18 protein-coding genes are annotated in these 19,196 nt (G+C 30.2%); 7 read left to right on the top strand and 11 right to left on the bottom strand.

Annotation, left to right across the window (positions count from 1 at the left end; genetic code table 11):
* Positions 1-138: 138 nt before the first annotated feature.
* Positions 139-471: a hypothetical protein gene (locus ACXLDF_RS02930; RefSeq protein ID WP_457556997.1), complete on the bottom strand. Its 333-nt coding sequence runs from the start codon at positions 469-471 to the stop codon at positions 139-141.
* A gap of 118 nt (positions 472-589) precedes the next feature.
* Entirely contained in the window at positions 590-742 is a 153-nt protein-coding gene (locus ACXLDF_RS02925; RefSeq protein WP_457556996.1) for a hypothetical protein, read from the bottom strand.
* A gap of 104 nt (positions 743-846) precedes the next feature.
* Here ACXLDF_RS02925 and ACXLDF_RS02920 point away from each other — a divergent pair, with 104 nt between their 5' ends.
* Together ACXLDF_RS02920 and ACXLDF_RS02915 are read left to right on the top strand one after the other, a co-directional pair.
* Positions 847-1,074 carry a hypothetical protein gene (locus tag ACXLDF_RS02920; RefSeq protein ID WP_457556995.1) on the top strand — a complete coding sequence of 76 codons (228 nt, stop codon included), beginning with the start codon at positions 847-849 and terminating at the stop codon, positions 1,072-1,074.
* Positions 1,075-1,513: 439 nt separating this feature from the next.
* Complete coding sequence (locus tag ACXLDF_RS02915) at positions 1,514-2,800, top strand: leucine-rich repeat domain-containing protein (protein ID WP_457556994.1); 1,287 nt, start codon at positions 1,514-1,516, stop codon at positions 2,798-2,800.
* A 243-nt stretch (positions 2,801-3,043) separates the two neighbouring features.
* On the opposite strand, the gene ACXLDF_RS02910 is transcribed toward ACXLDF_RS02915, so the two are convergent.
* From ACXLDF_RS02910 to ACXLDF_RS02895, 4 genes are all read right to left on the bottom strand, one after another.
* Positions 3,044-3,472 carry a PIN domain-containing protein gene (locus ACXLDF_RS02910; protein ID WP_457556993.1) on the bottom strand — a complete coding sequence of 143 codons (429 nt, stop codon included), beginning with the start codon at positions 3,470-3,472 and terminating at the stop codon, positions 3,044-3,046.
* A gap of 31 nt (positions 3,473-3,503) precedes the next feature.
* Positions 3,504-3,761, bottom strand: a complete 258-nt coding sequence (locus ACXLDF_RS02905) for an AbrB/MazE/SpoVT family DNA-binding domain-containing protein (RefSeq protein ID WP_457556992.1) — start codon at positions 3,759-3,761, stop codon at positions 3,504-3,506.
* A 761-nt stretch (positions 3,762-4,522) separates the two neighbouring features.
* On the bottom strand, positions 4,523-4,945 hold the full coding sequence (locus ACXLDF_RS02900; protein ID WP_457556991.1) for a hypothetical protein: 423 nt from the start codon (positions 4,943-4,945) through the stop codon (positions 4,523-4,525).
* Between the two features lie 582 nt (positions 4,946-5,527).
* The gene (locus ACXLDF_RS02895) at positions 5,528-6,577 is read right to left on the bottom strand and encodes a VTT domain-containing protein (protein WP_457556990.1); all 1,050 of its coding nucleotides are present in this window, start codon (positions 6,575-6,577) and stop codon (positions 5,528-5,530) included.
* Between the two features lie 109 nt (positions 6,578-6,686).
* Here ACXLDF_RS02895 and ACXLDF_RS02890 point away from each other — a divergent pair, with 109 nt between their 5' ends.
* Both ACXLDF_RS02890 and ACXLDF_RS02885 read left to right on the top strand, forming a co-directional pair.
* Positions 6,687-7,805: a sugar phosphate nucleotidyltransferase gene (locus ACXLDF_RS02890; protein ID WP_457556989.1), complete on the top strand. Its 1,119-nt coding sequence runs from the start codon at positions 6,687-6,689 to the stop codon at positions 7,803-7,805.
* A gap of 79 nt (positions 7,806-7,884) precedes the next feature.
* The gene (locus ACXLDF_RS02885) at positions 7,885-9,438 is read left to right on the top strand and encodes a hypothetical protein (protein WP_457556988.1); all 1,554 of its coding nucleotides are present in this window, start codon (positions 7,885-7,887) and stop codon (positions 9,436-9,438) included.
* Positions 9,439-9,479: 41 nt separating this feature from the next.
* Here the strand turns inward: ACXLDF_RS02885 and ACXLDF_RS02880 are convergent, their stop codons facing one another.
* Positions 9,480-9,692 (bottom strand): hypothetical protein, encoded by a 213-nt coding sequence (locus ACXLDF_RS02880; protein ID WP_457556987.1) that lies wholly within the window; start codon positions 9,690-9,692, stop codon positions 9,480-9,482.
* Positions 9,693-10,000: 308 nt separating this feature from the next.
* On the opposite strand from ACXLDF_RS02880, the gene ACXLDF_RS02875 reads away from it, so the two are divergent.
* Together ACXLDF_RS02875 and ACXLDF_RS02870 are read left to right on the top strand one after the other, a co-directional pair.
* Positions 10,001-12,172: a hypothetical protein gene (locus ACXLDF_RS02875; RefSeq protein WP_457556986.1), complete on the top strand. Its 2,172-nt coding sequence runs from the start codon at positions 10,001-10,003 to the stop codon at positions 12,170-12,172.
* A gap of 153 nt (positions 12,173-12,325) precedes the next feature.
* Positions 12,326-12,715 carry a hypothetical protein gene (locus ACXLDF_RS02870; protein ID WP_457556985.1) on the top strand — a complete coding sequence of 130 codons (390 nt, stop codon included), beginning with the start codon at positions 12,326-12,328 and terminating at the stop codon, positions 12,713-12,715.
* A 96-nt stretch (positions 12,716-12,811) separates the two neighbouring features.
* Here ACXLDF_RS02870 and ACXLDF_RS02865 read toward each other — a convergent pair whose 3' ends face one another.
* The 3 genes from ACXLDF_RS02865 to ACXLDF_RS02855 all read right to left on the bottom strand — a co-directional run bounded on the left by ACXLDF_RS02865 (position 12,812) and on the right by ACXLDF_RS02855 (position 15,973).
* Entirely contained in the window at positions 12,812-13,870 is a 1,059-nt protein-coding gene (locus ACXLDF_RS02865; RefSeq protein ID WP_457556984.1) for a threonine aldolase family protein, read from the bottom strand.
* 161 nt (positions 13,871-14,031) lie between these two features.
* Entirely contained in the window at positions 14,032-15,822 is a 1,791-nt protein-coding gene (locus tag ACXLDF_RS02860) for an AMP-binding protein (protein ID WP_457556983.1), read from the bottom strand.
* Entirely contained in the window at positions 15,806-15,973 is a 168-nt protein-coding gene (locus ACXLDF_RS02855; RefSeq protein WP_457556982.1) for a hypothetical protein, read from the bottom strand. Before ACXLDF_RS02855 ends, ACXLDF_RS02860 begins: the two co-directional genes overlap by 17 nt.
* 227 nt (positions 15,974-16,200) lie before the next feature.
* Here ACXLDF_RS02855 and ACXLDF_RS02850 point away from each other — a divergent pair, with 227 nt between their 5' ends.
* Positions 16,201-17,403 carry an ATP-grasp domain-containing protein gene (locus tag ACXLDF_RS02850; protein WP_457556981.1) on the top strand — a complete coding sequence of 401 codons (1,203 nt, stop codon included), beginning with the start codon at positions 16,201-16,203 and terminating at the stop codon, positions 17,401-17,403.
* A 23-nt stretch (positions 17,404-17,426) separates the two neighbouring features.
* On the opposite strand, the gene ACXLDF_RS02845 is transcribed toward ACXLDF_RS02850, so the two are convergent.
* Positions 17,427-18,404 carry a hypothetical protein gene (locus ACXLDF_RS02845; protein WP_457556980.1) on the bottom strand — a complete coding sequence of 326 codons (978 nt, stop codon included), beginning with the start codon at positions 18,402-18,404 and terminating at the stop codon, positions 17,427-17,429.
* Positions 18,405-19,196 lie beyond the last annotated feature (792 nt).

Raw genomic sequence — 19,196 nt, 5'->3', positions numbered from 1 at the left:
ATTCCTCCAATGAGTAAAATAAGAATAAGAATGCTCCATATCCACATAAGAAAGCAAAGATTCGAGGAGATTTAAATGATTCGATTATAACACATAAGTGCGATGATCAAAAAACTTAGGTCTTACAAATTTTTTAACCTAATCAGAATTCTTCATTAGTTTTCTAATATCATAGTTTAATGCCCATTTCAAGTGTTCTTCAATAAATTCTTCTGGAATAATTTCTTTTGCATCTCTTTTCGCCCATTCTGCCAGAAATTCTATATACTCCATACCTGAAATTTTCCATGCTTTTTTAAATCCACATTTTCCTTCTTTCAATAGATTAAAAGCAATTTCTATCCTTTTAGGCTTTAAATTATTAAGAAATGCTTTTCTTGCAATTTCGGCAAGAGAAATTCCGGTAGTTTCCGATATCATCTTGGCGATTTTTAGATCTTCATTATTGATACGGAAATTTATTTGATTCATGATATAATTAATATCACATAAATTAAAAAAATTAATGTATATTTGATATAAAAAATATCATTTCGATTTTAATATATCTTTTTTTATGTATTGTATATCAATTAATTTATTATTGATATCATTTTACTAATTTTGCAGACAAAATGTCAAATAAAGTATCTACGATTAATGTAAAGGGGATGATTACCATTCCACCAGAAATCTGAAAAAAATATAATTTAACTCCTGGAGATAAATGTAAAATACTAGATTTAGGTGATGAGATAATCATAATTCCTTTGAATAAGAATTATTTAGAAATATTTCGAACTTTTTCATCTAAAGATTATGAGAAATTAATAGAAAAATTAAATGGTGATGAAATCAGTCTTGAAAATGAATTTTAATCCAAAATCTAGTGTGTGTCTCGATACAGGAATAATTGTTCTTTTGACTGGAAAGGAACAAAATGAAAAAATGATTCAATTATTCAATTCAATTCAAAAAAATGAAAAAACAGCTTTCGTTATGAAAACGACCATTTTAGAAGTTATTAATCATATTTTTTGTATCCTGCAGGGAAAATCGCTCTCTTTATCTCGCGTGGCCGAATTGTTGGAATAATATCCAATAATGCAAGTAGGATTAAATAATCAAATAATAAATCAGGCAGGAATATTGACATGTCAGCATAGAAACATGTTATCCTATAATGATTGCATTTCAATTGCTTTTTGTTTACTTGAAAGGATACATTTTCACACGACAGAAAAGAAATTAAAGAAATTCCACATAATACTTTGACTATATTACAAGTTGTGAAATATAGCTTTTAATTATCTCAGTAATGCTATTCATTTGAAAAGTGAATTCATTTTCGGTTAAAATTTATATCGCATTTTAATGGAAAGTTGAATTCCTTTGCAAAATTCAGATCACAAAGAACATGTTGGATTAATTTACAATTAAATTTGTTGTATATGCTTTATAAATTTAATAATTTTGGTTGATTAATTTCTGATTAATATCAAAGTTTTAATTCAATTCAATAACGACAATACGTATGTTTTCCTCAATGGAAGAATATCCAATATCAACTGAGATCGAACAAAAATTTGCAGACGAATTTAATTTTATTCTGAGTAATGTTTTTAATGAAGAAGATCAAGATCATGGAATGAGTTATATATTCGAGGAGCCCTATACTGTAAATGAAAGAGGGCATATCGAAAAAGTTGTTTTAGAAAAAATACATGTTTCAAAAATCCCGCTTTCTCTTTTCAATTTACCATTTTTAAAAGATTTAAAATTTTATAATTGTAATTTAAAAGAAATTCCCGAACAAATTCTTAAATTACCAAATTTAAAAAAAATCTCATTTTTTAGGAATAATATTACCAAAATTCCTGAATGGTTTGGTAAATTGAAGAACTTGGAAGAAATAAGTATTGAATCTGAACCAATAATACTATTACCCATTGCATTGAAATCATTAACAAAATTGAAACGCATATTTATCATTGATCATTCCTTATCCAAATTTCCTTTAGTAATCAATTATTGGAAAAATTTGGAGGAATTATCAATATCAGGAAAAAAAATTGAATTAAATAAAATCAAATGGAGTGTCCTCCCTAAGCTAACAAAAGTATATTTATCTAACAGTAATATTCTATCTTTACCTGAATCTCTGATAAAGTTAAAGAAATTGACAGAGCTCCATTTGACAAATATTAATCATCTTGATTTTCCAAAGAATATGAATCAATTACGATCCTTAAAAGAACTTCATATAAATAATTGTAATTTAAAAGAAATTCCCGAACAAATTCTTAAATTACCAAATTTAGAAATATTAAATCTTGATGAAAATAAAATCTCACAAATTCCATCACAAATAAAAAATTTAATCAAATTAGAAGTTTTACGCATTGTAAATAACCCAATACAGAAGTTTTCTCAAGATTTCAAAGATCTTAAGAATTTATATCATATTTTCATCAATCAAGATACATTTCTAAAATTTCATTCACACTTGCAAGTTTTTGAAAAAAGTGGTATTGCAATAATTAATGATGAAAAAAGTAGAAGAGAATTTATGAATTCAAAGAATTTAGATAATCTCTTTTCAGAGGGAATAATTCGATTGTTAGCCATTAAAAGCGGAAATAAAAAATTAATCCAACAACTTAAAGTTGAAAGAAAGAAATACATGAAAAAATATGGAATTACAGGTTTTATGGATAAAACACCTCGAAATTCAAAATCACTTCTGAAAAATCGAAAAAAAAATGGAAATAAATATAATCAAATCGCAATATATAAAAAAAAACTTATTCGCACTGACTGATCATAATTAAATTTTAAGCTATGGAACATGAAGCAACTGCAATTCTAACTATGGAATTGATCTGAAATCCAATCCAAATATGTACGAATCCCAATATCCGAAACAGGTAATCCTTATGGAGTAATTCTATTCAGAATACATGCTCAATCTCCGCAATATCCTTATTAATCATAACAGGTATTTTGTGATTAAGAAATTTCTTATAGGCTCTTCTATCTGCTGTAATAGTTATCCCAGATTTTTTTATTTTAAATACTTATAATATTGAATTTTTGATGAAGGAAATTTTTTTTTAATACCATCTACCATTGATTTATCAGTCGTGTGAACAGAAAATCCCATTTCTTTTGCAAAAATATACAGAAGTGCGTCCACTGTTGATAATTGAGGAATTTGGTGTCTTAATATCCCTGCTGAGATAAAATATTTTAATTCAATTAAAGGATAAGCCGTAATATTATAGCTTTGAAGTAGAGAATAAATTATATCATTAATTTCTGTTTTCTTCTTCGTTTTAACTAACCACCTTGATACCTCTAAAATTATAGGTTGAATTGTCGCGGTTTTATATTTTTGATTTTGAATGTTTTTGATTAGATTTTTTAATTTCTGGGGAGGATTTTTTGTCAGGAGGTTTAGGATAATCCCCGTATCAATTAAAATTTCACTCATATTTCAGCCTCCAATGCAATTCTAAATAAATCTAAAATGGATCTCTATTTTCAAATTCAATATCAATCTCTTTTTGAGATTCTATTTTCTTCATAAGATCCACCATTTCTTCATAGGTAAAAATTTTATTTTCTTCTTTAGTGAAATCGATAATTGGCTTTAAAATGATGTACCCATTTTTTTCACTCACTAATATTTTGTTTCCATCCTTTATGTTCAATTTTTTCCTTATTTTTGCAGGAATGGTTAACATTCCTCTATTGGTGACTGTCACCATGTTTGGAGTCATACTAAGTAATTAATTATATTACAGATATTAATTATTTTGCTAAGATTTGGATACGATTCTTAGAGGTTAATACTTCCTTAACTTTTTCATTCTAAGTCGCATTCATCAATGTTCCAAATGAAATAAGGAATTTAACATCTCTATTTCTGTTTCATATTAGAGGTAATCCCGTTTCTTCAATGATTAAAGAAACTTCTTTATATCATTCACTAACGGAAAGAAAATGTGAATTATTCATCCAATGGCGAAGACACAAATTTAAGAGTTTATAACAATTGATGGATCATTTATTATTTATTTTTGACCAAAAGTAGTGAAAATGTGATCATATTACTATAAGTATGGATCATCTAAAATGGTTTTTAAATTTAGATATGAAGATTATTTTGTTTAAAAAAATACCCTCTTTGCCTTAAAAAAAATAGTTTTTGAGAAAAAAAGAAGAAATCTCGCAAACTTTAGTACATAGCTTTAATTTATTAAACTAAGATAATTTTTCTAATTTTAAATAAATGCAAACAACCGTTTTTCGGTGTTTGACTATTTTTATTTATGAGTTGAATTTTATGAAGCAAGAACAATGGATAATAGAAGAAAACCGACGCCTTGATCAACAAATCCTTGATCAACAAAATGACAATGAAATAAGACGACAAGTAAACCATGAATCATTATTAACCTCTATAAAAAACGCTAAAGCGTATAACGGTTAATTTTTTTTTTTTCAGAACCAACTACATTTTAACATGCACAACAGAATGTCAAAGGTGTGCTAATGGACTCTTAATTGTTTGCAAAGGTTCATTTTTATATTCAATTTTCCATTCATCCAAAAATGAAATATAGGTTTTCACCAATTCTTCACCAATATCCTCCAATTTTTTAGCCTTTTGCACTTCATCCATCCCATCTAAGAAATGAATAAGTGCCAGATTCATCAATCTAAGAGGAAATTTCGGATAAAATAATCCAAAACGTTCTAGGCAGATTGTAGATTCTGGAGGTTTTTGTTCAATGGAAATAGGTGTGTTTACACACATTTTCGTCATATAAGGACATTCTGCTTTGTCCAAAACAAATAATTTTTTACAAGTAAGACACCAATACTTTCCGCTTGGAGAATTCTCCCCTTTAGGTAATTGTGATATTTTCTCTGTAATTTTCTTTCGGTTTTTGTTCAACATACTATCACCCTCTTAAGTTATTAAGTTCCTTTTTCTATAAAAATAACTCTACATAAATAAAATTTAAAATTCAAAAGCTAGATTTCCTCCTTATTTTCCTTTCTGCCCCCCCACCCCACCCACCTCTAAACCGAGTAATTTTAAATATCCTTCAAGTCAATCATGAGCTTAATTAACCGAAAGACTAGAGTGGGAAAATCAACTTCTTGATGGTTTATCGGTTTTATCTTGAATTTCTTGGAAAACGAAAATTTCAAATTTCAATCATCTTCCTGATGGTGTAAATTAGTTTATCTGATTTATCTCAAGATCTGGGAAAAATGATTTTTCAAATATACATGAGTTTGAGCAAGAAGTGGTAAAAAATTTAACCGATTTGAAAAATGGATTTAGCAAAATTATAATTCCCACACTATATCATAGTTGGAAAAATTAGTGGTATTATAGTTGACTTTTTGGATAATTGCACTGATATCTGCGTCAATTAGTCGTTAAAACGTTAGTATAGGGGAGGCAGGCGTGAAATAGGTTAAATTTTTTAAACTTATTCGCACTATTCAATCTAACTTGAAAGACATGAGATTATTTTAATCCTTCAGTTGAAAAGAAATACTGCACAAATTCAAAACTTAATTTATACGCCTCTTTCTTTGAAATAACTGGTTCAATCTTGTATTTGTGATCCTTTTGAGTTAATGGATCTAATTTTTCTACCAATTCATCCATAAACTCTTTGAATTTTTCATGATTGAGAATGTGGAATTTATCTATGAATTCATCAAATGTAAAAATGCCTCCATTAATCAACATCTTCTCAAATTCTTTCCTTTCTTTACTTCCACGCATCATCATTTTATCAAAATTAATACTTAAGAAAATCCAGATGAAAATAAAAACAGAACTGAAACTGATAAGATCAGATTGGGGATTAACTGTTGGTGAAGGTTTGAATAAATACACAATCGGTCCCCACCAATAATAATTAACCACATCTTCAAAGAAATTTGGATCAATACTTCCTACAACATATCCTAAAAAGCATGTAATCCCTGTTAGAATTGTTTTTCCAATAACACACGGAAGAAAAGTTTTATAATAAGGGTATTTCATTAAACCCATGGGAACTAAAATCATATCATCAGGTAAAGGACTTGCTGCAAATATAAACACAATAAGGGGAACTACTTTAGGGTTTCGTTCAAATTGTTCACGCATACGGTGAAATTTTTCACCTACTTCAGATTCTCTAACCTTTTTTGCAGATCCTATTAATCTTCCAATATAATAACTAATAAATTCGCCTAAAGCAGCACCAAGACCACTTAAAAGTCCAATCCAAACCCACTCAGTAGGGTTTTCAACTGCTAAAGTATATATCACTAAAACATAAGGGATAATAATCATTACAGAACTATTTCCAATAATAGAAATTAAAAAGGCAATTAGAAGATATTGGGTAGAATTGGTTCCAAATTCCCGAAACCATATAGAAATATTTTCAATTGCTGAATATAAGGGAGTTCCTTCCCGAACAACAGCAACTAAGGTGTAAATAATAGCTAACATTATTATGGTAAAAATGTCAATAAAACGAAGACGAAGTGTTTTTTTTCCTAGATGAATATCTACCATATTTTTTAATTAGCGTCATCTCTATAAGAAATCTTCTCTATAAAGAAATCAAGGGCAAACAAGTGCGAATAAGTTTTAATAATTTGCATCAAAAAAGGTACACATAACTATGAAACTAATTCTTCCAATTGCAGGGGTTGGTCAACGATTACGTCCATTCACATTTAGTAAACCAAAAGGATTTGTTACTATTGCAGGATCTAGAGGAGTAGATCATATTTTAACAAAAATTGGTGCAAATCTTCCAAAAAAAACCCCATTATGTTTGATAACAGGCTATAAAAGCCAACAGATTATGGATTATATGAATAAAACATATTCAGAAAAATTTGCAATTGACTACATTGAACAAATTCCAGTGGGCTATCAAGCAGATATTCCTTATTTTTCAGGATTGGGGCATGCAATTTTGCTTACCAAAGAGTGGTTTGAGACAACTGATGATGTAATTGCTCCTGGCAGAAATCCAGATGACACTTTGATATTTCTTAGTGATATGATTCCTGTAAGAGATTACCAGTTCATAGTTGAAGCTTTAAGTCAACCAGAAAATGATGGCGTAATCGGCTCAATGATTGTTCCTCCAGAAAAAACTCAATTTTACGGAATTCTAGAGACAGATGAAAATAATTTCATTATTAAAATGGTAGAAAAGCCAAAACAGACTAATTCTACCCAAGCTATTTCAGGAGTATATGCTTTTAAAGCTAAAACAATTAAACGACTTTTTTCAATATTAGAAGAACAGTATAGACAACACGAATTTGAGATTGCACAAGGGATTAAGCAACGACGGGAATTTCAATTTACCCCTGCATTACAGCAATTAGTTAATGAAGGGTTTAAACTGTTAAGCGCACCATTTCCGGATGGGATTCTTGATTTTGGAAGACCAGAAGCATTATTGAATGGTAATCGAATTCTTTTAGAAGCACATCAATCTCGAGTTGAGGGCGAGATCTCTAAAATAGAAAATTCAATTATTAAAAATCCATGCGCAATTGGAAAAGAAACTGTAATAATCCGCTCAGTTATTGGGCCTTATGTGAGTATTGGAAAAAATTGTGTAATTGAAGATTGTAATTTGAAAAATGTGGTAATTGGGGATAACTGTTATCTCAAAAAAATAATCACTGAGAACTCCATTATTGGTGATCAAGTCAAAATAGACTCTGTAATTAAAAACAAGATAACATTAGGAGATAACAGCTTTTTACTCGAATTGTAACAGATCAAAACAGATCAAGATTTCTCTTTTTTTAATTCTGCAAAATTTTATTTATTTTTAAAGCAAATAATAAATAATCATGTCTAGCGCAACATTTATAGTTGGATTTTATACAATTAAATGTCGAGGAAAAATTGATAGTAATTACAAAAAACTCGCTCAAGTTTTGCAAGAAAATAATTATAATCCAATTAAATTCGCAGAATTCCCATTATCGCGCAATAATTTAGCATCTATTGATATTCTAGTTATTCCTTGTCCAGATAATAATAAATTTACAAAAAGCGAAATTCAAGCCATAAAAACATGGGTTTCTCAAGATGGGGGCGGTTTGCTTTTATTAAGCCATGCAGGTGGTGATAAAGGTCGAAGAACAAACTTATCTGAACTATCTGAGCAATTTGGAATGATTTTTGAAAATAATCAAGTTCTAGATAAATTTCATAACCTTGGTGTTGAAAACCTTCCATTTATTGAAAACTTTACAATTCCTCATCCTATTAACGATAATCTTAATAGAATCGTTTTTCGTGCAGGATGTAGTCTTTCAGCTACAGGTATGAATGTAACACCTGTTATCTCTTCAGGACCTAAAGCAGATCCATTTGAAAGTCCATTATTGCTTGCATGTGAAGATGGAGAAGGGAGAGTAGTCGCTGTCGGTTCTTATGAAATGTTTAGAGATAAAATATCTGGAGGAATTAATCAAGATGATCATCAACAACTAGCATTAAACATATTTTCTTGGTTGAAAACTACACATAAAGAGAAGATCAAAGCAGGAATTGCACCAACGATCCCAGATTATTCAGAACATGGTTCAAATAATATTAATTCAGAAATTAAAACAAATCCAATGTCCAACCCTTCATTACCAGAGCAATTTCAATCAAGTATGTCAAGATTTCCTGGTATCCTTCCAAAACGATATGAATCTACCATAAAAATTCTAGCTAATGAAGATTTAATCACCGCTTTTGAATCAACTCTAACAGAATTCTTCAATTTTAAACAAAGAATTTTAAATGATCTAAACCAATTTGAGACAAATTTGGCACTTCTTATGAAAGCAGTTTTAGCTTCTGAAAAAGATATAATAGAATTTAAGCAACAACAACAATCAGATAATTTGAAACAAGAGCCTCAAGAACTTAATAATTTTTCAGAAAATTCATATAAAACTAAAAAACAAAATTCAATTAATGAATCTGATTTTTCTGCTTCTATAGAAACAGTTCCTACAAATACAAGTTCACCAAATGATATTTTAGCAGATATTCAAAATGAGTTTAAAATAGCAAATGGAACAGTTGAAGAAGGAGCGGAACCGGAAAAAATTAATCAGCAAGATTCAAAGAAAACTATTTCTCGCTCTACAAAAATGGAAAAAAGAAAACGTTCTTCTATTCAACAACAGACATCTCAGAAAAAAACCAAAGAAGATTTGAAAAAAGAATTGGCAACACTTGAAAATAAATTAAACAGTATTAAAAATCTGCGTGAATTTGTTGAAAAAAAGCATAATGAAGGAACATTGACAGATAAAAGATATGAAAAGCAGATAAAAAAACTTGATAGTGATAAAAATACTGCACAATCGCGGATTCAAGAAATTCTTAAAATTTTAAAATAATAGCCTTTTTTTTATTGATTAAGTATTCTCACTTATTCAATTTACTTAAACATCATTCGAGTTACATTTACTCCTCTTTCAACAAAATCTTCATCAAGAAACACTATCGCAAAATGTTCTTTATGAGGAACAATTAAAGGATAAGGCCAATAATCAGCATTGTTGCGAAATTTTTCTTGAAAAGCATCATCTAGGTCGAGTGTAATGGTCTTTTTACAATAATAACAATTGAAACGTAGTTTTTTCGTTGTCATTTCTTTTCCTCTCATTAAAAATATATTTAAATATTTAAATACCTTTGCCGAATTACTTAGTGATATTTTACATTCAAGTAGGAAGAGCATTCTTAAATAGCTTTTGATCTTTATGAATTATGTTTGAAAGCTTTCTTCTTTCAATAGTTTTAAATAATTAATTATATGATTTGGTATAAAGGTGCTCTAAATTGAAAGTTTCTAGTATACTCTAACCATAGGCTTTTATAAGTAATTTAACATGAATATCTTACCATTGAATATTCTTACGAAATATAATTCTACAAATTGTAGAAGATGGTGATCTTATGAGTTCAATAAAATCAATCACAATTGTTTGTATCTTTATGATTTCTATGTTTTCGGTCCCAATAACAGATTATGCTCGTGCTGCTGGTGATCCGAATTATGGAGATCAAATTGATACCCCTCAAGAAGGAAAAGAACTTGCTTTTATTTTGGGGGATATGTTCTCGACTTTTCGGGAATTTGGCGCATCAGGAGAAATGTTTGCAGATGTTTTTCAACTGATGTTCTCTAATTTTGAGAATATGTCAAGTACCGAATCAGATGTAAAAGGAATGTATGTGTTAAATGCGTCTATCATCACAGATAAGAGTAGCACAACTATCGATTACGGAGATAATGATGAATCAGTATATTATCCTTGGGGAATATACAATCTTGAAAATGCAACAAATCCAGATGATCAAGATGAATCTCCTTATTTTGTCTTAAATCGAAATGGGACATTAACATACAATACAACAGAAGGTGCTTCTCTTACATTTATAATCTGGGATAATGATGGTAGTTTCATTAAGGCTTTAGATAATGTTATCAATACAGTGAAAACATTCATGGAAATTGAAAGCAAAATGGAATCAGGGGCAATTAATGATGAGCAAGCACAAGCTCAAGCAATATCAGCCATGGTTGAAGCAATCACCTACTTCTTAATTCATATTAACGATATTATTACAGGTGATGAAGTAATTATCCTAAATATTATAGGATTTACTAATTATTATTCAAATTTCAACGGAACTGTTGAAGGAACATGGTATGTAACTGAAAATGGAAATCCAACAAATAATCGAACACTAGATGAAGCTTATCCAGATTGGCATAACCAATATAATCAAATTGCGAATTTATACCAAGATGATTATATGTTGTATTTGCTCAGTGAAGGTTATAATGAAACAAATGCAGATAGAGAATACACTTCATTTTCATTTGATTTAATTGAACTTTGGTTAAAAGAATTTCAAGTTTCAATTGATGCTGAAGCAATATTAGGTGCAATTGCGGGAGAAGAAGGTCAACAGTATTTCCATGAAAAAACTGCCACTGAAATCTTTCAAGAATTAAAGTTAGAATTCTACATTTTCACTCACCATTTCCAAAATTACTACTTATTTGATGATCAGAAATTCGATTCACCAATTTATTCTACAGAAGATCAGCAAAAGGCAAATAATGGAGTACCTGATGTAATATGGGAGAACGTTACCGAATATCAAGGCGATATGGTTGAACGTGTTTCCGATACAGAGATTGAATATTATCTTTTATTTAAAAATGCTGCAGATTGGAAATTTGATGAACCACAGTTTAATACTGATGAAGGTTCTGTTAATTGGGGAATTACCATTGATGATTTAGATTTTCGAGTTTTACCTTTAGGTATGCAAGATGATCAAGTAAATTCTACTGTTGCTCCAATTGAAAATATGGATTACCTTAAATTAGGATTCGAATTCAAACCTACTAAAAGAGAAAAAGTTGATACCTCAGGATTTGAATATGTCAATGCTAAAGGTGAAGTAACAATGGGATCAGCAAAAGTCAAATTACTTCAATCTTTTGGTCTTTGGAAACGAGATACTGATGGAAAACCTTTTACTCCTGCTTTGAAAGATCACAGTTATCAATTGGCTACAGTCTTTTTAAGTACCATTTTTCATTTCAAACTTTGGATTGAAAATCGGCAGATAACTGAAGGATCAGAGCAACCAACCCAAGCTCTCTTGAATGAAAGCAATTATAACAGCGAAACTTCAAAAGTCAAAGTGGGAAATGCAGAAGGAAATCTTCCGTTAGCAGAAATTGATATTGCAGGACCTGATTATGAAAAAACAACACCTGATGATGTAACAACGACCCACCCAGCCAAGACAACAACGATTCCTACAGTTTATGCAGAATGGGAAGGAAAAAATAGTGAAACATATACACAAGAAGATAATTCCACAGCCAGAATCAATTCTACAGTCAATTTTGATTTTTCATTGTTACTTTATGCAGTTTCTTATGATGCATTTTCCTCATCTGGTGATCAGATAATTCATGATCCAACATTCTCGATTTTCATCGTTTCTGAAAATCCAGGATTTTGGGCTGTAATATTGGTTGTAGGAAGTGTTTCACTGGTAGGTGTGGCAGCATTTTTGATTACACGTCGAAAAAATGCCTAATTTATGGATATTCGAGTGCGAATATGTTTTTTTCTTTTTCTTTTTTCTATGAGAATGAATAATTTTCCTACTTCATATTTTTATTATAAATTAATAGCATAATTATCACCGAATTTATAGAATAAGGAATATTAATTTTCTTGGTTAAGAATTATGTCAAAAATTGGTTCTTTTTCAGAACGTGAACTTGGCGATAAATTACAGAATGTTTCAATTGAAGAAATGCAGAAATTTCATAAAAAACGTATGAAGAAATACCGTATCTTAATAATTTTTGCGATTATTTGGGCGATTTTTTGTACAATTTCCTTCTTTGTTTTTCCGAATTATCGCCTATATACTGGGATCGGAGCCATTGTCGGAGTAATCTTTATTTCATATACAAAATATGATCAAAACCGCTGGATTCGATTATTCGAGAATTTGGTTTACTTTAAAAACAAAAGAGAAAAAATCCATAAAGATGAAGAACAGAGAAAACATCCTTATACAGATAAATATCGACGTGTTTCGCTTAAAAAAAAGAAGTTAGAGAAAAAATAAGGAAAATATTTTGAAAAAAAATAAAACGACTTAAAAAAAAGCAGAATTAAATTAAAGAAAAAACTTATTCGCACAGAAATATTTCTTTCATTTATATCAATCTTTTTTAATAGCTTCTGTAATCACTTTTTGAATAATAGGAATACTCTCCTCAATATCTTCGGCACTTAAGCCATAATGAGTAACAAAACGCAGTCGTTGCCCTATATCGTGCTGTAATATGCCGTGTTTCTTCAAATCTTGAGACAATTTAGCAGGATTAATGTTTGTAGGAACAGGAAACATTACAATATTTGTCTGAGGAATATTTATATTAAGGTTGGGTGAAATTTCTTTTAATCCCTTAGCCAACAATTGAGCATTTTGATGATCTTCTTGCAGTCGACTTATCCATTTTTCTTCAGTTGCCACTAATCCCATCGCAGCCAATATTCCAGCCTGACGCCAACCTCCTCCTAACATCTTTCTCACCTTACGGGCTTTATTAATAAATTCCTGAGAACCTGCAATAATCGAACCAACAGGACATGCAAGTCCCTTTGAAAGGCAGAATTGAACAGAATCAACATATTTAGTATATTCAGAAACTGGAATTCCAGATGATACAGAAGCATTAAAGATTCGCGCACCATCAAGATGAACTTTTAAGTTATTCTCATCTGCAAACTTTCGAGTTTTTTCAAATAATTCAACAGGAAGAACCACTCCACCATGATAATTATGAGTATTTTCTAAACAAATCATCGATGTGGGAACTTCATGCACATCATCTGCATAATGAATAAGATATTGCAGATTTTTTGGATCAAATATCCCTTTATCAGAAGGAAAAGTGCGCATAACCAACCCTCCGATACGAGCAGCACCTCCAACTTCCCATTTATAGATGTGAGCATTCTCTTCAATTAAAATTTCTTCGCCAGGATGAGTTTGAGTGAGAATTGATACTAGATTGCCTTGAGTACCAGATGTAACAAAAAGAGCGGCTTCTTTTCCAACCAACTTAGCACATTTAGATTCTAACCTATTGATGGTAGGATCTTCAAGTTCAACATCATCTCCTAAATCTGCGTTGGTTAATTTTTTTACTGCTTCCCACATTGCAGGTGAAGGTTTTGTAACAGTATCAGATCGATAATCAAATATTCGGGGCATATAGAAAGAAAAGGGAGAAAATTATTTGATTATTTCGCTTTCTAACTTCAATTTGATTTCTTAATTCAAAAAATACTATGCTACATTTTATCAAAAACAAATAAAAAATAAAAATAAAAATAAAAAAATAGCTAAAGAATAGAATATAGGCAGAATAATTGTTATTCTTGAGCCTTTTTGAATAAAGGATCGGCTTCTTGAAGTGTTCGGCGCATTATTTTTCCAACATTACTTTTTGGAATCTCATCAATAATTTCCACATATTTAGGAGCTTTCCAATGAGTTATATTCTGCAAAGCCCATTCTCGAATTTCTTCTGCTGTAATTGTACCACGTGCTTCTGGCTTAAGTGCAACCCAAGCTTTTACAGCTTCACCGGTCTTTTCATCAGGTAATCCTGCAACAGCCACTTCTAAAACTTTAGGATGTTCTCCAATTAAAGATTCTACTTCTTTTGGAAATACTGAGTGTCCTGCCATTTTAATTAACTGTTTCTTTCGATCTCGAATTGCAATGCGCCCATGTTCATCCATAAAACCAATATCTCCGGTTAACAACCATTTTCGGCCATCCCATTCTCTAATATGAGTAGCAGTTTGCTCAGGATTCTGCCAATATCCTTTCATAACTTGGGGTCCACAACAGCAAATTTCACCGGTACCTTCTTCACCGATTTTATCAATTGGTCCTTTAGAAAAATCTTCGGCATCAAAAATCATCCAGTCAGTCCCAGGTGCAGGTACTCCAATATATCCTGGTTCACGAATTCCATAGAAATTATTACATGATACCACAGGACTTGCCTCAGATAAACCATATCCTTCAGTAATTTTAGCGCCTGTTTTTTCTTCAAATGGTTTTCGAACATATTCATGTAAAGGTCCCGCTCCACTAATACATAATCGTAACTTACCAGAGAGCGGATATTTATCAAGAACCTCTTGCGGGAGCTGTGCAATACGTTGAAAAAGAATTTCGGCAGCACAGTAAATAAATCCATTATAATCTGGAAGTGTAGTAATTGTCTTAATCAGATCTTCCGTTGGTGGGGGTTTTGGAAAAAGCATCATCCATGCACCGCATGCAATAGCAGTATTCATTACAGTAGTCATGGCAAAGCTATGATAAAGAGGCAGAACCCCAACCATTCCTGTTTTATGCCCTAATCGAGGTAAAGTGCTCCCCTCTGGTTGTTGATTAACTAAAATCTCCAAACATTGGATAGCATTAGCAACCACATTTTGATGTGAAAGATCAGCTGCTTTAGGAACTCCAGTAGTACCTCCTGTCATAATCAATGTGGCACTATCTTTTTCTGGATCTATCTCTACTTCGGGAACATTTGGAGATGTTTTTAAAACATCCATAAACATTACAGCATTTTCGCGTTCAATTTTTGCGGATGGTATTTTTTTAAGCAATTTTCCTAAGAATTTTTTAAATCCTGATAGACCAGTAGCTTGATCTACTAAATTGGTTATTATTATCTTTTCAAAGGAATACTGATCCTCTATTTTTGTTATATAGTGGAAATAGAGTGCATCTAATGCCACTAAAACCTTTGGTCCACAGATTTTAAACTGATGTAAAATTTCCAGCGATTGATATGTTGGATTAATCCCTGTTGGTACAGCTCCAATTTTGGCAGCACCATAAAAAGCAACCACATATTGAATACAATTCGGTAAATGAATAGCAACTACGTCTCCCTTCTTTATGCCAATTGAATGTAAATAGGTTGCAAATCGATCAACCATATCTTTCAATTCTGCATAACTGACCCATGAATCTAAGAACCAAATTGCTGGATCATTAGGATATTTAGCCGCTGTTTCATCAAGCATCCGGCCCAAAGTAAGGGAATAATCATAATCCAATTGATGGGGCACACCTTTCGGCCAAAACTTACCATAAAAAGGCCGATCTTCACTAACTTCATATTTTAATGTCATCTTGTTTACACCCAACCATATTTAGTTGATTTTGAAGCAATACATCGATTTTTGATTTTAGTTTTAAGATATATGGATTTTTCTGTATAAATTTTGAAACGAAATGATCCATTAGACCAAAGAAGAATAATCCTTGTTCTTCCTTTTTCACTAAATTCTAAAATACGATGAATTATTTCATCTTTCTCTTTGAAATTTATAAATGTTCATCTTTTGAAAGTTTAAGCTCCTTTGTGATCAATTGCATTAGCTATTTGATCACCTAAATTATTATTTAAAATTTAATTCAAATATAAAAAAGGTTTAAAAGAACTTATTTTTTTTATAAAAAGCCATAATCTTGAAATTCTTTCTATTGCTAGTTAAAGGTGACTTTTTATGATTATTTTAGAAGAACCTTATGTATCTAATTTTCTACAAGAAACTTTAAAAAGAATGCAAATTCCCGTGCTTTACAATAATGCTGTAAAAAATCTGAATCTGTCTTCTGAATTGAACTATTTTTCTCCTGACAAATTCATTGCAGAGTATAAAAGCAAAGTAAATATTCCATTATATACTTCTTCTGAAAATGCGCTTGATTGGATTATCAAAAATCTCAGTACTGATTCAAATGTTCATCATAACAACCTATCTACGCAAATTCAAATGTTTAAAGATAAATTTCTATTCCGTTCAACCATGCACGCTATTTTCCCCAATTTTCATTTTACTAAAGCTGTATATTCAGAGTTATTAAATTTTGATATTTCTTCGCTATCTTTTCCAGTAATTGTGAAACCTAATATAGGGTTTTTCAGCGTAGCAGTGTATCGCGTAAATTCTGCAGATGAATGGAAGTCAACAGTTTTTAAAATTAAATCAGATATGAAAAATTTTGAAGGTGTTTTTCCTTCCACTGTAGTTAATGCTACAGAATTTATTATTGAAGATGTAATAGACGGAGATGAATTTGCCATAGATGTATATTTTGATAAATATTCTCAACCAGTTATTTTGAATATTATGAAGCATATATTTGCCAGCCCGAAGGATACTAGCGATCGCTTATATATTACCTCAAAAGAGATAATTGAATCAATACATGACTCTTTAATTTCAATTCTTCAAGAAATCGGAAAACGCACCCAAATAAAATTATTTCCACTACATATTGAAGTTCGAATAAATAAGCAAGGGGATATTGGTATCATTGAAGCAAATCCAATGAGATTTGCAGGTCTTTGTGTAACCGATTTAGCATATTATGCTTATGGAAGTAATAATTATGAATTATTCTTTAAGCAAAAAAAACCTGATTGGAAACATTTATTGGATGGAAAAGACGGAAAGATTTATGCAATGATTGTAGGAACACTCCCTCGGGATCTTCCTTTAGAATATATTGAATATGTTGATTATCAGGCATTTTGCAATAAATTGTCTCATGTACTTAAATGCCAAGAAATGGATATTCATAAATTTCCATTATTTACCATAACTTTTGCAGAATTTGATAAATATGATAAATCGAGCATGGATGAAATGAAATGGGCACTCCATTCTGATTTTCGAGAATTTTTCATATTAAAAAAAAAATGATCATTGTTTTTTTATCATTTTCTCTATTCTATATTTGGTACTTCAAGCGGAATTCTTATCAGATGAACTTTTCGCTCTCGATGAACTGCCACGACATGACGGCTGATGATAACGACTCCAATGATATTTAGAAACAAGCCTATCAATGATAAAATTGTCATATGATAGGTTGAATCGATTATTAAGTATAAAAGAACAGGGAATGAAAGATAAAATGTGTTGTAAAATCCTGTCATTAAGGGTGCCTTTGCATCAAGAGAATAAGCCCATTGAGTAATAAAAAAGGAAAATGAGCCCATAAGTAGAGAAATAAGAAATATTATCCAACCCATCTTTGTTATCGGAAAAAACGAAGAGACTTGAGAAACTTGAGACGCACCATATTCTTGACTAATATCCTTCAATATTGGATCTAAAGAGCCCATTACCCCTCCAATTGCACCAAAAACAATGCCAATTAATGCAGGTGTTCCAATTTTGGTTGAAATTAAAATTCCCGCAAAAGCTATAAAGAAAAAAACACAAATAACAATCCAAGCAACATTGTAATTCAATTCATTACTACGATAAGGTTTCAGAATATTCTCTAAACCAATTAGAATTGTACCTGCAAGAATGGCAGTTATCCCATAAAGTTGTAATTTAGGGATATGATCATGCATTACTTTTTTTGAATAAAGAAATAGTACCAACATCCCTAAAGGAAAAACACTTGTAAAATAAGGTGCACGACCATATCTTGTTGCAATTGTACCCCAAATAATTGGTGTTTGATTTAAAATTACCCCAATCAGATAAATCCACAAATAAATACGAGATTTTTTACTAAATAATCCCCGCATATCATGAGCAAAACTATACGTATAACCTCTTTCAATAACACGATCTCGATTTTTTTTAAATAATCGAATTCCATGATCTTGCATTGCTTTAGATAAATGAATAGCAATCGAATTAATAACCCCATACAAAACTGTCAACCAAGCTAATGAACCGCTCATACCCCACTATTTTCACCTAAGTATCTTTTAATATTTGAAAGTGATCTTTAAGGAAAAAATTATATTTTTTTTCGAATTCGGATAATATTTCATTTTATTTTATGAATTTTTTGGATTTAGGATTTAATTATCGTAATATTCATAATATTTTTCATAAAAGGCAAAAAGTTTGATAAGCTTGCTATAATGAACCATAGAAATCAAATATTTTACATATATAATTTTGGTCCAATAATATATGTTATTGCTAATTTCCTTGCTTATTTATGCTTCAAAACAAATTTCTTCTAAAATTAAATGGTAAAGTTCGTTGGATTTATATTTTTAGCATGAAATTCATGAGTTCTTGCAGAATTATCTACAAATTTAAATATATAATTAGTTTGAAATCATTTATGATGAATTTCTGGAGTTCTTTATGCAAAAGCAAAAAAAATCATAGAAATTCCTGCAAACAAAGAATTAATTATATATTTTTAGTAATTCATAGAATTTATTAGTCAAAATAATAAAAATTTCAAATCTTCTCCAATAAAAAAATCTTCATTAAGATTTACAACAATAAAAAAGTTTGATCGAGCATAAATTGACCGAATTACGTGAATCTGTTCTTATATTAATAATGATAAAAAGACTTATTCGCACTAATTCGTAGTCATTTCAGCAACATGATTATAATAATTGAAAAATATGTTATTTATTATTTTTTTAATATTTATAAATCCCACAAAACAGTTAAAAATACATATCATTTTATTTAATTACAGAAGATTAAATTTTAGAATAATAAAT

It is taken from the genome of Candidatus Harpocratesius sp. (assembly GCF_054039255.1).
This window is presented reverse-complemented; position numbering and strand designations above follow the sequence as displayed.